This window comes from Pantoea sp. Ft-CA_14 (assembly GCF_024520875.1).
Taxonomy (GTDB): domain Bacteria; phylum Pseudomonadota; class Gammaproteobacteria; order Enterobacterales; family Enterobacteriaceae; genus Pantoea; species Pantoea agglomerans.
In genome coordinates, this window is record NZ_JALNPM010000002.1 from 510,217 (window position 1) to 525,008 (window position 14,792).

A 14,792-nucleotide genomic window follows, 5' to 3' on the forward strand; every position below is an offset into this window, starting at 1 on the left:
CCCTACTTAAATTTAAAATCGTCTACTTGGCCAGTTTTGGTATTACGAACATAGTGAACTTCAACACCATTAATATTTTGAGCCATTTTGACCCAACCATCTTCTCTAGGCCATCGTTTATCTGTCATTGGTATTGGTAGTTGACGTCCAGATTCTGGATTCGACTGTGCTTGTTCAATAGCCAGTTTTTCTTGCAAAGAATTAGGTTCCGTTCTACCAGTTGAACCACGGCCTAATTGTTTTTCTGACGAATAAGCTAAATCATCTTTATTATACTCAGGAGTCGGCGTAACCGTTGTATTGCCTCCTGTATCCGGCATACCATCAGTATTCCCGGTATTGCCTGGTGCCTGCTCACCAGACCGATCCGGCGTAACCAGTGACGTTCCTTTATTTTCATCATGAAAAGGATTAACCAGTTTTCCGCCGGTCAGATCATCATTCACCGGCACAGTTTCCGTTTTGTTACTACTGCCATCCTGATACTGCTGATTATGCGCCACATTCGGATCGCGGGATTTTGCAGCCTCATCACGCGCTTCAACGATTGCACGACCATCAGTGATCGGCGGCGTATCCGCCTCAGTTCCTGACCCTTTCAGAGTCTTATCCAGCTCCGATGCAATTTTGTTATTCGCATCCTGAACTACCTTGTCACCCGGACTCAATGGTAATCCCGGAACGGGTACCAGCACAGGCCTTGGCAAGAGAAGATTATTATTTTCCAATGCATTTTTACCCGCCTGCGCGCCCGCCACCGCACCGCCCGTGCTGTCTCCGGCCACGCCGCCCGCAAGGCCCGCCGCCAGCGTCCCCAGCGCGCTGATGGTCTGCCGCTGCTCCTCACTGAGGTCTTCGCGCTTAACCCCCGGATACATCTGCTGCGCGATGTACTCGCCCATCGCCGCGCCAGAAGCACCCGCAAGTGCAGGATTACCCGACGCGTATGACGTCACCGCGCCCACTACCGCGTGTGCAATCAGGTTCGCCTGAACGTTCACCACCTCTTTGCCGTCCGGGCCTTTCGTGGTCGTCAGCGTATGTATCTGCTCCGCCAGATAAGGTGCGGCCGCCCCGCTCACCGCCTGGGCAATGTTGCCGCCCGCCAGCCCCTGTATCGCCGCCGTCGCCGCGCTGATGCCCTGCTGCACCGGGCCGCCGGTTCCCATTCCGCCGGCCAGCATCTCCCGGTTGTACAGCGTCTGATAGACCTGTCCGGTGATGTCGGCCGCGGTCGGCTCCTGACCCGGATTCGCTTTGCGCCACTGCGCTTCGGCGTCCCTCTTCTGGTCCGGCGAGATGTTCTCCATCTTTTCCGTGGCCGCTCTGGTCGCCGCAATCTCGCCCTGCGTCCGCGCGATGTCGCCCGCCTGACTGCCGATTTCCGCCAGCAGCTGCGCCGTCTCCATCCGCCGCTGCTCTTTCTCCTTATCGAAGATTTTATCCAGCCCCGGATTCGCACCCGCCGCGTCGCGGCTCAGGTCCGCCACGTCCTGCGTCTGCTTCGCCTTATCCCGGATAATGAGGGTGCCGTCGCTCACCGCCGCCTTCGTCACCGACGAGGCGCTGCCGCTGCCGTTCAGCCCCGCCAGCAGGCCGTTCGCCATGTTGCCTTCGAACTGGCTGCCGATGCTGCCGCCGGTGCTCATGCCCACGCTCTGATGCTCGGTTTTATAGTCCGCGTGGTTCTCTATGTTGCTGAAGCCCAGCGTGCCGGTGTCAAGACGGTTCTTATCGGCGGTGGCGGTGGAACTGATGACCGCGCCGTTCAGTTGGGTGTGCTCACCCGCCGTCACGTCAAAGCCGCCCTTTCCGGCAAAGATGCCGGTCTGCTCGGCCACGCTCTGCCAGTTGCTGTGCATCTTATCCTGGCTGAGGTTGACGCTCGCGGAGCCGGTCATCGAGCCGAAGGTGAAGCTGCCGCCCGCGCTGGCGTTCTGCTGCTTACTGTCGTAGCGGTCGCTGTCCTGTTCTGAGGTCAGCGTCAGGTTGCGGCCGGTATCCACCTTCACGCTGTCCCCGCGCACCTGTGCGCCGGTCAGCGTGGTGTCGCGCCCGGCGTTCAGGCTCAGCCCGTTGCCCGCCGTGAGTGTAGTCTCGGTATGGGTCAGCCCGTTGCCGTTCTCCCGGCCTTTGCCCGCGTTGACGCTGGCTGAAACGCTGATGCCGTAGCCGCCCGACCCGGCGGTCAGGCCGATACCCAGGCTGCCGCCCTTGCTGCTGTTAGTGCTGTCGGTGCGCTCGCTGTTCTGCGCTGAAAGCAGGCTGATGTCGTTTTTCGCCGTCAGCCCGAGGTCGCCGCCCGCCTGAAGCTGGCTGCCCTGCACGAGGATGTCGCCCGCGCTGCCCGGCTGTGCGCCGGTGGCGGTGATGGCCAGGTTACCGCCCGCGCCCAGCGTGCTGCCCTGCGCTTCACGGCTTTCGGTGCGGGTCTCGCTTTTCGACGTCTGGCTGCCGTAAGAAAGACTGATGCCGATCGAGTTGGTGGAGCCTTCTTCATAACCTTTGTCGCCCGGCTTCAGGCCTGCGGCGGTGTTTCTGGCGTTCGCCGCGTCGGTCTGCGCGCCGTCCATCTGGTAAGCCTGCGCGGCCTGGGCCGCCGTCAGCGCCGCTTTGGTGCCCTGCAGCGCCTTCAGCCGGTCATCGCCGCTCTCATCGGCCGTGCGGGCGGTCTGCACTGCCGTGTTCAGCGCCGCGCCCACCGTGCCGGACAGCGCCAGCGTCAGCCCGCTCTGCTTCTGCTCGGTTTTCGTCAGTGCGGTGTGGCTGTTTTCGGCCGCACTGAGGGTCACGTCGCTGCCGCTCAGGGAGAGATCTTTACCGGCGATCACGTCGCTGCCGTGCACGTTAAGCTGGTTACCGGCACTGAGGATGACGCTTCCGTCGCTGCTGCCCACCGTGCTGCCGCGGCTGAGTGTGCCGCTGGCGTCGGTGCTGCTCTTCTGCATCGCCTGGCCCACGGTAAAACCGATGCCGCCAGTGCCCATCAGGCCAGATTTTTTCTCCTCGCGCTGATGCACTTCATCACGCGTTTCTGTGGCGGTCGTGATGCTGAGATCGCGGCCGGCGGCCAGGGCAACATCCTGCGTACCGGCGACGTTGCTGCCTTTTACTGCAATGTCGCGGCCCGCCTGAAGCCGGACGCTGTCGCCGCTCAGCGTGGTACTGAGCGCCTCGCTGCTGTGCAGTTCGTCGTGGGTCTCCAGACTGCTGCCCGACAGCAGCCCTTTGCTTGACTGCCTGCTGTGTTCGGTGAGATCGGTACGGCTGTTGCCCGCGCTGAGCACGATGTCGCGTCCGGCACTGGCGGTCAGTGCCCCGCCCGCCGTGACGTCCGCTGCCGTAGCGCGGATATCCTGTCCGGCACTCAGCTGCAGCGCGCCGCCGGTAGTGATGCGTGACCCGGCATCGCTCTGCTGTGACAGGCGACGGTAGTTGCTGCTGTTCCAGCTGTCATTTTCAGTGTGCTGCGTGCTGAGGGTGCCGAGCGTCAGGTCATTGCCCGCCTGAATCTTCGTGGTGCTCTTCTCTCCGGCGTTGCCGATATCGCTGGCGGCCAGGGTGATGTTGTTCAGCGCGCTCAGCGTCAGCGCACCGTCGGTGCCCTGCACGTAGATACCGGCCGGACGATCTATCCAGCGGTCGGTACCGTCACCGCGCAGCGTTGACTGGCTGGTAATATCCCGTCCGGCCAGCAGCGACACCTGCTTATCACCGCTGATGACGCCGCCCAGGTTAGTGATATCCTGACGGGCGGTGAGATTGATCGTGTTGCCGCTGATGTAGCCGCTGTTGGTCAGCGACTGCGCCGTCAGCTGCGTCACGTCGCGGCCCTTAATGGTCCCGCTATTAGTGATGTCGTTGCGGGCATTCAGCACCACGCTACCGCCCCCGATCAACGCGCCGTCGCCGGTTAAGTCACCCTGCTTCACTTTCGCATAAACCTGCGGTACCAGCACGGTCTGCTGTGTGCCATCCGGCAGCGTCACGGTCTGATTCACCAGCCAGACGATATCGCTGGTGAGCAGCGCCATCTGCGCCGGGGTCAGCGCCACACCGAGTTCCAGGTCGTAGGCTTTGCCGAAGGCTACCCCATTATTCATCAGTCCGCGATACTGATCTTCATCACTGCCATACCCGCTGATATAGCGGTTGCCGGTCAGCTGAATAATCTGATCGCGCACCAGTCGCTGCTCGTAATAACCATCGCCCAGCCGCTTCAGGATCCGGCTGCTTTCGGTGGTCAGAGCGTTCTGCATATAGTCGCTGCTGAGCCACTGCTTCTGATTTACAAAGCGCGGATCGGTCTCGACCAGGTAATGGCTGTCACTGCCAGGTTGCAGCTGGTAAAGGCTGTTATCCGGCAGCCGAATGTCAGGTGAGACGGCGAGGATCACCGGCGTAATCGTCTGTCCGTCGACGACCATTGCTGGCAGTGTCAGCGAGAATTGTTGCCCGGCAGGTAACAGTAGCGGCCGGTCTTTGAGGCTGCCGAGCTTGTCCAGCGTCAGCGCACTGTCATAGCGTAATCCGGCTGGCAGTAACGCACTGCCGCTATCCGTGGTACTCAGCGCCACGGCCGCAACCGTCTGCTGGAGAGCAGGTGTGCCGATGCGGTCAGCCTGCGCGGTGACGCCCTGCTGCTGGCGGTTGCCGGTCTGATAGCCATTTCCCTGCGGCGCAGCATTCGCCTGCCAGCTCAGCGTCTGCAGATCGATGGTTTCCGTCACGGGTGCCGGGCGGTAGTTTTTCTTATCTTTGCCCTGCGACGTTTTGGTACCACCCAGTTTCTTTTTCTTCTTCTTCGCGTACCAGCGAACCGATTTCCCGTCGTCTGTGGTAACGCGCGTTCCTTTTGTCGCCTGATTATTCAGCTCGCCTATCTGACCGCCCAGCACAGCCCCCGCGACAATCTGGCTGTCGTGGTTGTTAAGACGGCCGGCGCTAAAGGTCATGTTACCGCCCGACAGAATCTTGCCCGGATCGCTCTCTTTGATCTGGGTTTCCTTCACTATCCGCCGGTAGTCATACTCATAAAACTCGCTGCCGCTGGTGCCATCCGGCATTTTTGCCGTGTGCACGCCATATTTGTTTTTTTTGCTGGTATCCACGTCGGCCCAGTCAAAACGATCGGTGTGGCCTTTTAGCACCGCGTCGTGATGCTGGCTATCTTCGGTCGTAACGACCTGCGTGGTCAGGTGGCGGTTGGTATTGTTGATTTCCGCCATGCTGATCGCGGCATCCTGCCCGGCCTCAATTGTTGCCCCGTCATTGTTGAGCTGCTGCCCCTGTCCGGTGGCCTGATTATTCGTATCCAGCTGGCCGCCAATGTGCAGATCGCCATCACTGTAGATCAGCGCATGGTCGCGGTTGTTCAGCGTGCCAGCCGCAATATCCAGTCGCTGCCGCGCCGCAATCACCGCCGCTTTGCCCGCTTCGCTGAGGTTGTTGAGCAGCGTAGCCGCAATGGCAATGTGATCGCCATAGATACGGCCGGTGCCGCTGTTATTCAGGACGCCCGCCACCAGGTGTGTCAGTCCGCCGTCAATCAGACCGCGATTGTTCAGGGTGTCGGCTGCCGTAATTTCGGTCTGCCCGCCGCTGATCTCGCCATTTGCCTGATTACTGATATTTTGCGCGGTAAGGAATAGCGCCTGCTGAGCAGCAAGGGTGCCGTCGTTGGTCACGTTTCCGCCTGCCGTCAGGCGCAGCGTGCCGTTGGCTTTGACCTCTGAGAGGTTATGGAAATCACCTGCCAGCGTGATGCCAAGATTCCCCTGCGACAACACCTGTCCGTCGCCACTCAGGGAAGCTGCGTTGATCTGCGCCTCTTTATCAGCAATCAGCGTGCCCTGCTGATTGTTGATGGCGAGCGCCTGCCCCTGGGCTGCGTCCTGAATAATCAGCGTATCCGCTGACGAGATCAGCCCGCTGACGTTATCCAGTGCCTGTTGTACGGTAAGCGCCAGCCTCTGTTTTGCGCGCAGAGCACCCTGACTGTTGTCCAGCGTGCCGGTTTCGATGGTTAAACTGCCCGCTTCAATGCCTTTACCGCTCTGTCGTGTATCGCGGTTGATCAGCGATGGCGTGGTGATCGTCATCTGCTGGCCGCCCTGAATCATCCCGCTACGGTTATCCAGCTGCTGGCTCAGCGACAGGGTGCCGTTGCCGACGCTTTGCACCACCCCGTCATTGTTGTTCAACTGACCCGCCGTCAGCGATAGCGTACCTGCCGAAAGGAGTTTGCCCGCCTGATTAAGCAGCGCATTTTGTCCCGCATTGAGCGTCAGATCGGTGCCACCCTGGATCTGTCCCTGCTGGTTATCCAGCGCGCCACTTTCAATATTGAGGTTACCGGCACCGGCAATAAGTCCGCGCTGGTTAGTCAATGTCTGACCTGCCGTGGTGAGGGTGATATCCCCCGCCGACTGCAGTTTACCGTCACTGTTGTTCAGCGCCTGACCGTTGAAAGTCAGCCCGCCATTGCCTGCGACCTGCCCCTGGCTGTTGTTCAGTTCACTGGCGCTGAGTGATGCCTGCTGTCCGGCAGCAATGAAACCCGCCTGGTTATCAATTGCCCCGCTGTGCAGATCCAGACTGTTGAGGGCAACGATACCGCGCTGGTCACCACTGTCGCGATTGATCAGGGCGTGCCCCTGGGTGTCCAGCGTCATGTCGCTGCCAGCCTGTAACAGGCCACCCTGGTTTTGCAGCTCCCCGCTGGTGAGATCGAGCCGCCCTTTGCCGCCCGTCAGCGTGCCGGACTGGTTGTTGATATCGCCCGTCACAACCTGCGCGCCGCTATGACCGGTGATGAAGCCGCGCAGATTATCCAATGCGCCGCTGTAGAGCTTCAGCATGCCCGCACTGAACAGGCCGCCTGCGGCTCCGCTCTCACGATTGATCAGGCTGTTGCCGTGGGTGTCCAGTTGCAGATCGCCACCCGACTCAATCCTGCCTGCCCGGTTGTTGAGGAGTCCGCTATCCAGTTGCAGGGTGCCTTTAGCACCCAGTTGACCCTGTTGGTGGTCGAAGGTCTGCTGATGAGTATCGATGCGAATATTCTGTCCCAGCATCACCCCGCTACGGCCATCAATCTGGCCGCTGGAGAGCAGCAGATCGCCGCCTGCAACAATGCCACCGCGTTCGCCGCTGTCGCGGTTATTCAGTTCGCCGCCCTGGGTGTTGACGGACAGCGCCTCACCCGACTGAAGCAGGCCGCGCTGGTTATCCACGCTGCTGCTTTCCAGCGTTAATCCATGATCGGCATTAATAATCCCATCGACGTTGTTCAGTCCACCGCTGGTGAGCCGCATAGTGCCCGCCGAGACCAGCGAGCCCGTGCTGTTATCAAGATCACCACTGCTGATATGCAGATTAGCCCCCGCAATAACGCCGCCTGATGCCGCATTATTCAGCGCCTCTCCGTGTGTATTAAGCTGCATATCACCGCCGGACTGCAGTCGCCCGCCGCTGTTATCCAGCGCGCCACTGCTCAGCAATAGTTCGCCTCTGGCGCTGAGCAAAGCAGACCTGAAATCAGCGGACTGACCCTGCGTATCGATCACCAGGTTTTGTCCCTGAATGACGCCGTGATCACCGGCTAACTTTCCGGTTGAGAGTTGCAGATTGCCGCGCGCCACAATGCCCCCGCGATCGCCGCTGGCGCTGTTGTTCAGCTGCGCGCCGTGAGTATCCAGTGAGAGCGCCTGACCCGATTGTAATAAGCCTCGCTGATTGTCGAGCGCGCCGGTCTTCAGCGTCAGCGCCCCATCAGACATTAGTGTGCCGTCAATGTTGGTCAGCAGGCCGCTGGTGATGTTGGCCGCCGAGGCAGCGGCGATAACGCCGTTCTGGTTATCCAGGTCGCCACTGTTAAGGGCAAGTGCGCCACCGCTGATTATCCCTGCTTTACCGCTGTCACGGTTAATCAGCGCCTGTCCGTGGGTATCAAGTGTCAAATCGCCGCCTGACTGGATCAGACCGCTGTGATTGTCCGTTGTCCCGCTGGAAATGCTGAGATCGGTACGGGCGACCAGGTTGCCGCCAGTATTGTTCAGTTCACCCTGCTGCGTGTCGATGGTCACGCCGTGGCCAAGCAGGGTTCCACGCTGATTATCCAGCGCCTGGCTGCGCAAAGTGACCTGCTGACCCGCTTCGATGCGACCCTGGGTGTTATCAATAGCCTCACGGGTCATCAGCGTAGCGTCACCGCCAGTTGAAGCAATCAGGCCCTGCTGATTATTCAGGCTTGCGCTGGTGAGTTGCAGATTGTGACTGGCCTGCAGCGCACCCTGCGCGTTCGTCAGGGACTCCTGAACATCCAGTTGCAGATCGCCGCTGCCCGCAGCCAGCAGCGTGCCACCGCTGTTATCCAGGCTACCTGAGGCAAGATTCAGATTACCGCCGCTCTCAATCCGCCCATCGCGGTTGTCTGTGTCACCCGAAACCGCGATCGCCATCTCGCCAGCGCCACGCTGCGACAGCAGACCCTGACGGTGATCCAGCGTGCCCGCCGTCAGCGTCAGCGCCTCTGCCTGGGTGTGTGCCTGTGAGAGATCGAGCCTGTCGCCGCTGAGCGTTAACGCACCCGCTGACAGCAGATTGCCCTGATTGCCCTCCAGCCGGGTCGCATTAAGGTTCAGCGCGCCATTATTGCCCGCCAGCTGCACGGTGCCGCCCTGATTATCCAGCCATGGCGTATCCAGCTGCAGTAAGTCACCGTTACCTGCGATGAGCCCGCTGCGGTTTTCAATATGCTCTGCCTGCAGCCGGGTATCGCCTTCATTGCTCAGCGTGCCCTGATTGTTGAGCAACGACCCCGTGGAGATCGTCAGGGCTTCGCGGTTTTGCTGGCGCAGCAGGCCGCGATTGTTACTGACGTTTTGTGCCGCGACAGCGAGGCTGCCCGCCGCCAGTTTGCCGTCATCATTGTTAAGCGCCGTCGCAGCCTGAATCCCGAGTGTACGGCCCGCCACCGTGGCGCCCTGGGTGCTGATATCCGCCTGCGTAGAGGTCAGCGCGATGGCATCGGCTGAGGTCTGGCTCCCGGCAAGATCGACCCGGCTGCCCCGCGCCTGAATCTGGTCGTGCGCCAGGTTTTTACCCCGCGCCTTAAGCTCGCCCTGGCTGGTCAGCAGCAAATTACCGGGCTGGCTCAGCGTCTCATTGCCGCCAACGCCTGCAGCCAGCGTACTTTCAGCGGTGCTCTCAATGGTGCTGGCGGAGAGTGTCGCGTTACGGCCTGCGCTCACCAGCCCGCTGTTGCGCAGCGTGCCGCTGGAGGCCAGCGAGACATCCTGCTGTGACACGATGTTGCCGCGGTTCTCCTGGTCGCCAGTGCTGGCGATCTGCAGCGCAGCCTGACTTTGCAGCGTGCCGCTGTTCTCCAGTCTGCCATCCACGGTCAGGTGCAGCTCACCGGCACTGGCACCCAGTTCACCGGCATTACGCACGCCAACGCCCTTTTCAGTGCCGGTCAGGGTGATTTTATGGGCATACATGCCGCCAATTGCCGCGACGTCGAGCGCAAATTCAGGCCGTGTCGTCCCATTATCCGCTTTCACCGTAGTGACGTTACCTTCGGTCGCAACCTGGTTCCTGCCTGTGACCACATTGAGTTCGCGGGCATGAACTTTTGCGTTCACCGCTACCGACTGCGCAATGATCTGGGTGTAGTCAGCATCACTGTCATTCAGGCCCTGACCTTCGATATTGATTCGGCCGCCATTAACATCGAAGCCTTTGAGCTGGCCGTTTTCAATCAGCGCCTGTCCGGTGGTCAGCGTATTGCGGCTGGCGTTGATAAATCCGCAGCCGTTACAGGTAATGCCTGACGGGTTAGCAATGACTACCGCAGCCCGTTTACCGGCTACTTCGATAAACCCGTTAAGCTGGCTGGGATTACGGCTGTTGACTTCGTTGAGGATGACCGTGGCTTCCTGCTTTGACAGCCAGGGGTTAGCTGCCACCATGCCACCCAGTTGAGTAGCCGTGTTCTGATGGCTGTTGTTCAGGATTGCGCCGCGCGCGTCAACGTCGAGCTGGCTGTACTGATTGCGGGAAACACCCTGGCTATTGGGCGTCTGAATGTTGATTTGCGGCAGACCATTTGCGGTGGCCATGACGGTAGGCTGCTGGCTGCCCGGCGCGCTGCTGTCTGCCACAATGTTGGCCTGCACCGGCAGACTGACCACGCCCGCTGCCAGCCAGAGTGCAAAGCTGAGCGGTGAGATCCGCACCCTCGCCTCTGCATATGAGGTGCGCTTCGGGCTTCGGGCAACACGTGAATAGCCGCTACGGGTGATGTCAGACACCACCATTAGCATGCCGCGAACCCGGTTGAAGATAAGGCGATAGCAGAGTTTATTCATAATGCGCACAGTCCATTGTCAGCAATATCGATAAAAGGTTTAGTAGTTCCAGTTCACGCTGAAGCCATAGGTGACAGGATCGGTTTTGAAGCCGTCCGGTTTCGACAGAGGAATCCCGGCAAAAAAGTCGTAGCTCAGGCTGGCGGGCGTGATCGCGCCGCGCAATCCGATGACACCGCCCGCCAGATGTCGTCCCAGAGGTCCACCCTGGGAGGCGCTGTTGCCGCCCACCTCGCCATAGTCGGCACCCAGGTAAAGCTCCTGAGTGGGCAGCGGCGTCTGCCAGGCCAGCGTGTTCTGAACGGTCCAGCCGCGACTGGCACTGAGGGTACGTTCACCATCAAAACCACGCACGGTCCAGCGGTTGCCAATCGCGAACTCATCCTGCGGTGTCAGCGGGGTGTTGCTCATCTGGCGACGATATTGGATGTTGTAACTTAAACGCTGATTCCCCAGCGCGAATGGCGTGGTGAGTCCCGCCTGCCAGGTCAGGATTTTAGAGAGCGCGGTGGCATAGGTAGAGTCCTGATATGACTCCTCCCAGGCGGGCAGCGCACCGAACCAGCGTGTACCACGCTGATAGCTGACACCGGCGTCCAGCGTCGCCGGACCGATATAGTGCCGGTGTGACAGGCCGAGTCGCCATGCGCTGGTACGGCGCTGCTGGCTGCTGATTTCGGTGTCGTTGATGAAGTTGCGCGACTCTTTAACCAGCACATCGGCGCTGACGGTGGTTTTGGCGGCGGCATTGCGGTAGATCACCCGGCTGGCCTGCACATCCAGCGAGCGGCTCTTTCCGGCGTAAAGAAAATCACGGCTGTAACCGGCGACTGTCTGATGGTAGTCGTAGTCGCTGGCGGTAAGTCCAAACAGCCAGTAGCCCACAGGCACCGAGTAATGTCCCGACAGGCTTTTGCTGCTTTTTCTGCCAGCAAATCCCAGGTCGCGACTGGCGGTCAGGTAGAAGAGATCGCTGAGGGAGGTCGGGTTATCCAGCGCCAGCATCATCCCGCTCTGATAGCGCCCGGTACTTTCGGTGCCGGAATCATCCAGCCATGCGCCGAGTCGCCAGAAACGGCGCTGCGTGCGTTCAATCACGATGTCACTTTCACCCGGATTGAGGCCGGGACGGAGCGCCATATGCGCCTCTACCGTCGGCAGACGCTGCAGGTTTTCCAGCCCCTGTTCAATATCCCGTAAATCCAGCAGATTGCCTGCATGGGCGGGTAATGTCGGCCACAGGCTGACATAGCGGGATGATGAGGGTGACAATTCCACACTGCGGATTTTGCCAGGCACTATCAGAAGTTGCAGCACGCCCTGACGCAGATCCTGCTGCGGAGCCAGCACGCGCGTAGTGACCCAGCCATGATTGATCAGCCGGTTTTGCAGCGTGCTCATTAACTGGCTGATGCCTTTTACGCCGAGACAACGACCATTGGCCTGACTGGCCAGACGCTGCAGAGGCACCCAGTGCGGCAGCGCCTCCTGCCCGGACAGACTGACCTGCTGAATAACAAAACAGGGTGTTTCCTGCGGGAACGTCAGGTGGGAAGGTGCCGGAACCGTTTCTGAGAGACGCACATCAGGCACCTGTGGCATCAGCCGTTGCTGACGCGCTTTTTGTTGCTCCTGCTGATGCTGTAATTGCTCATCACCCGGTGCCGCCTGCACAGTGCAAACTGGCAGGGTGGTAATCAGCAGAGCGCAAAGCAGAGGTGCCAGCGTTATTAAAACTCCATTTTTTTGGGGCTGCATAACCGATCCGTGTGGTTAAGTTGTAACAAAATGTATATTACTGCTTTCCTGCGCACATTATGCCGCTGGAATCAAAAACCACAAGAAAAATTATAGAAAAACTTACACTAAACTTACAAAAGTTAGTGAGACAGGCCATTTAAAAAAGTACCAGTAATTATCCGTAGTTCAGGGGCTGCTGAGTCTGGCGAATCGCCGGGATTAGCTAAAGGCGCAGAGACGGATATTTTTAGCCAATGAATAACAAGGAATTAGCCATTCGTTCAGCGCGTCAGAGACCAGATTAGTAGCCGGGCTAACGACGGAACTGAAGTAGCCGAACTCGTTACCTGTAAAGTTTTCTGGCTATAGCAAATATTCTTACGGTTACTCTCTTGTTATTAATGGTACGCATTTCAGGCATCACCAACATACTACCCTGCCATGCTCATAAAATTTTACTTTAGTCAAAATTATGAATGCATTTTGCTTTAGTCGATATCGCACTCTCCTGCGCCAGCGTCTGTTTCAGGGGCTTCTCCAGGACATAAAAAAAGCCCCCTCATAAAGGAGGAGGCTTAACATTAATTAGCCAGCGTTATTGCTGTTGCTTAGTGCAGCTTCAGCCGGGGACGAATAACCCGGTTAATACTGCCGACCAGCATCATCAGACCGGTTTTAAAGTAGCCGTGCAGCGCGATCTGGTGCATACGATAGAGCGAGATGTAGACAAAGCGCGCGATGCGCCCTTCCACCATCATTGAGCCGCGCATCAGGTTGCCCATCAGGCTGCCGACCGTACTGAAGCGGGAGAGCGATACCAGCGAGCCATGATCTTTATAGACATAGGCTTTTAGCGGTTTACCGTCACGCTGCGCCAGAATGTTGTCCATGGCGCGTGAGGCCATCTGATGCGCTGACTGGGCGCGCGGTGGTACAAAACCGCCGCCCGGCAAGGCGCAGGAGGCGCAGTCGCCAATCGCGTAGATGTCATCGTCCAGCGTGGTTTGCAGCGTCTCTTTGACCACCAGCTGATTGATGCGGTTGGTTTCCAGTCCGCCAATCTCTTTCAGGAAGTCGGGTGCTTTAATCCCAGCCGCCCAGACCATCAGATCGGCTTCGATAAATTCACCGCCTTTGGTATTCAGGCCATTACGCTCGGCGCTGGTGACCATGGTCTGCGTCAGCACGCGAACGCCCAGCTTGGTCAGCTCCTGATGTGCCGCAGCAGAGATGCGTGGTGGCAGTGCAGGCAGGATACGTTCACCCGCTTCCACCAGCGTCACGTTCAGCGCTTCGCGTCCCAGGCCTTTGAAGCCGTAGCTGTGCAGCTGTTTCACCGCGTTGTGCAATTCAGCTGACAGCTCAACGCCTGTTGCCCCGCCGCCCACGATGGCGATGTTAACTTTCTCGACCCGGCCTTCGCTGGCGGAGAATTTCAGGAACAGGTTGAGCATTTCGTTATGGAAACGACGCGCCTGATGCGGATTATCCAGGAAGATGCAGTGATCTTTGACGCCCGGCGTACCGAAATCATTCGAGGTGCTGCCCAGCGCCATCACCAGCTGGTCGTAGGCCACTTCACGCTGTGGCACCAGCACTTCGCCCTGCGTATTCAGCACTTCGGCCAGGCGGATCACTTTTCGGGTGCGATCGATATCGGTGAGCGAACCCAGCTGGAACTCAAAACCGTGATTGCGGGCATGAGCCAGATAGCTCAATGCATCAATGCCTTCGTCCATTGAGCCGGTCGCCACTTCGTGCAGTAGCGGCTTCCACAAATGACTGTGGTTACGATCAACCAGGATAATCTCGGCCTTCTTTTTACGACCCAGTTTATGGCCCAGCTGTGTGGCCATTTCCAGGCCGCCCGCTCCCCCTCCGACAATAACAATTTTCTTAACAGACGTAGTCAACAAAGACCCCCTCAAATTGTGAACCAAAAGTTAACCAAAGGTTAAATTAAACCTTAAGAAACATAGGGTTGGCGAAGTTAAAATCGCAATCTGTTGGGAGAATAGCATGGCGGGAAGAGGAGAACATAAGAATATTGATATACATCAAAGCGGGAAAATAAAACTCAGATAATTACGTAATAAAAACAGGCACCTTGCGGTGCCTTTGCTGCTTAACCTAATGTTTTAAAAGCTTTTATCCGCTTAAGATGTGGGGATATATTTTTGAATTTATGCCCTTCCGTCTCATCCCAGACAATTTCATAAAACGGATGCAGCTGGTCAGCAATATGCTGGCTGTCGAGCGCCTCATCGTGACGGGAGAGAATGGCCAGGCAGCGGTCACGATTACGCTCGCGAAAATCGCTGACGCACTTCGTTGCGATATCCTGATACTCCTCCGGCCGGTCGATCTTCCCTTCCATATTCGCCTGCGGCGAGAGGTTGGGATTAAAAATCACCTGCCGGATGCCGCACAGAAATCCAATGCGCTCTGACCAGAAGCCGCCCAGTCCGACGCCGCAAATCAGCGGCCGGTCGTCGTCAGAAAGCGTCAGCATCTTATCGGTCTCTTTTAGCAGAAACTGCATGTCATGTTTGGGATGGCGGGTGCTGTAACTGATCAACCTGACATCAGGATCGATAAATTGCAGTTGCAGCACTTTTTCGTGATTGCCCGGACTGTTGGAATCAAAACCGTGCAGATAGATGATCATGATAATCCTCA

Annotated in this window: 4 protein-coding genes; all 4 read right to left on the reverse strand. The window is 58.4% G+C overall.

Annotated features, from left to right (window positions below):
* Nucleotides 1-2: 2 nt before the first annotated feature.
* The 4 genes from NR195_RS05695 to ycfP all read right to left on the reverse strand — a co-directional run bounded on the left by NR195_RS05695 (nt 3) and on the right by ycfP (nt 14,781).
* Nucleotides 3-10,373, reverse strand: a complete 10,371-nt coding sequence (locus tag NR195_RS05695; RefSeq protein WP_256844268.1) for a hemagglutinin repeat-containing protein — start codon at nt 10,371-10,373, stop codon at nt 3-5.
* Nucleotides 10,374-10,412: 39 nt separating this feature from the next.
* Entirely contained in the window at nt 10,413-12,131 is a 1,719-nt protein-coding gene (locus NR195_RS05700) for a ShlB/FhaC/HecB family hemolysin secretion/activation protein (RefSeq protein WP_256844269.1), read from the reverse strand.
* A 590-nt stretch (nt 12,132-12,721) separates the two neighbouring features.
* On the reverse strand, nt 12,722-14,026 hold the full coding sequence (locus NR195_RS05705) for an NAD(P)/FAD-dependent oxidoreductase (RefSeq protein WP_031592482.1): 1,305 nt from the start codon (nt 14,024-14,026) through the stop codon (nt 12,722-12,724).
* Between the two features lie 212 nt (nt 14,027-14,238).
* Nucleotides 14,239-14,781, reverse strand: coding sequence for an alpha/beta hydrolase YcfP (gene ycfP / locus NR195_RS05710; RefSeq protein ID WP_010246299.1), 543 nt, complete (start codon nt 14,779-14,781; stop codon nt 14,239-14,241).
* Nucleotides 14,782-14,792 lie beyond the last annotated feature (11 nt).

Excerpts from the sequence above, each read along its gene's own strand:
- NR195_RS05695 (WP_256844268.1), bottom strand. The coding sequence starts at position 10,373 with ATGAATAAACTCTGCTATCGCCTTATCTTCAACCGGGTTCGCGGCATG.
- NR195_RS05700 (WP_256844269.1), bottom strand. The coding sequence starts at position 12,131 with ATGCAGCCCCAAAAAAATGGAGTTTTAATAACGCTGGCACCTCTGCTT.
- ycfP (WP_010246299.1), bottom strand. The coding sequence starts at position 14,781 with ATGATCATCTATCTGCACGGTTTTGATTCCAACAGTCCGGGCAATCAC.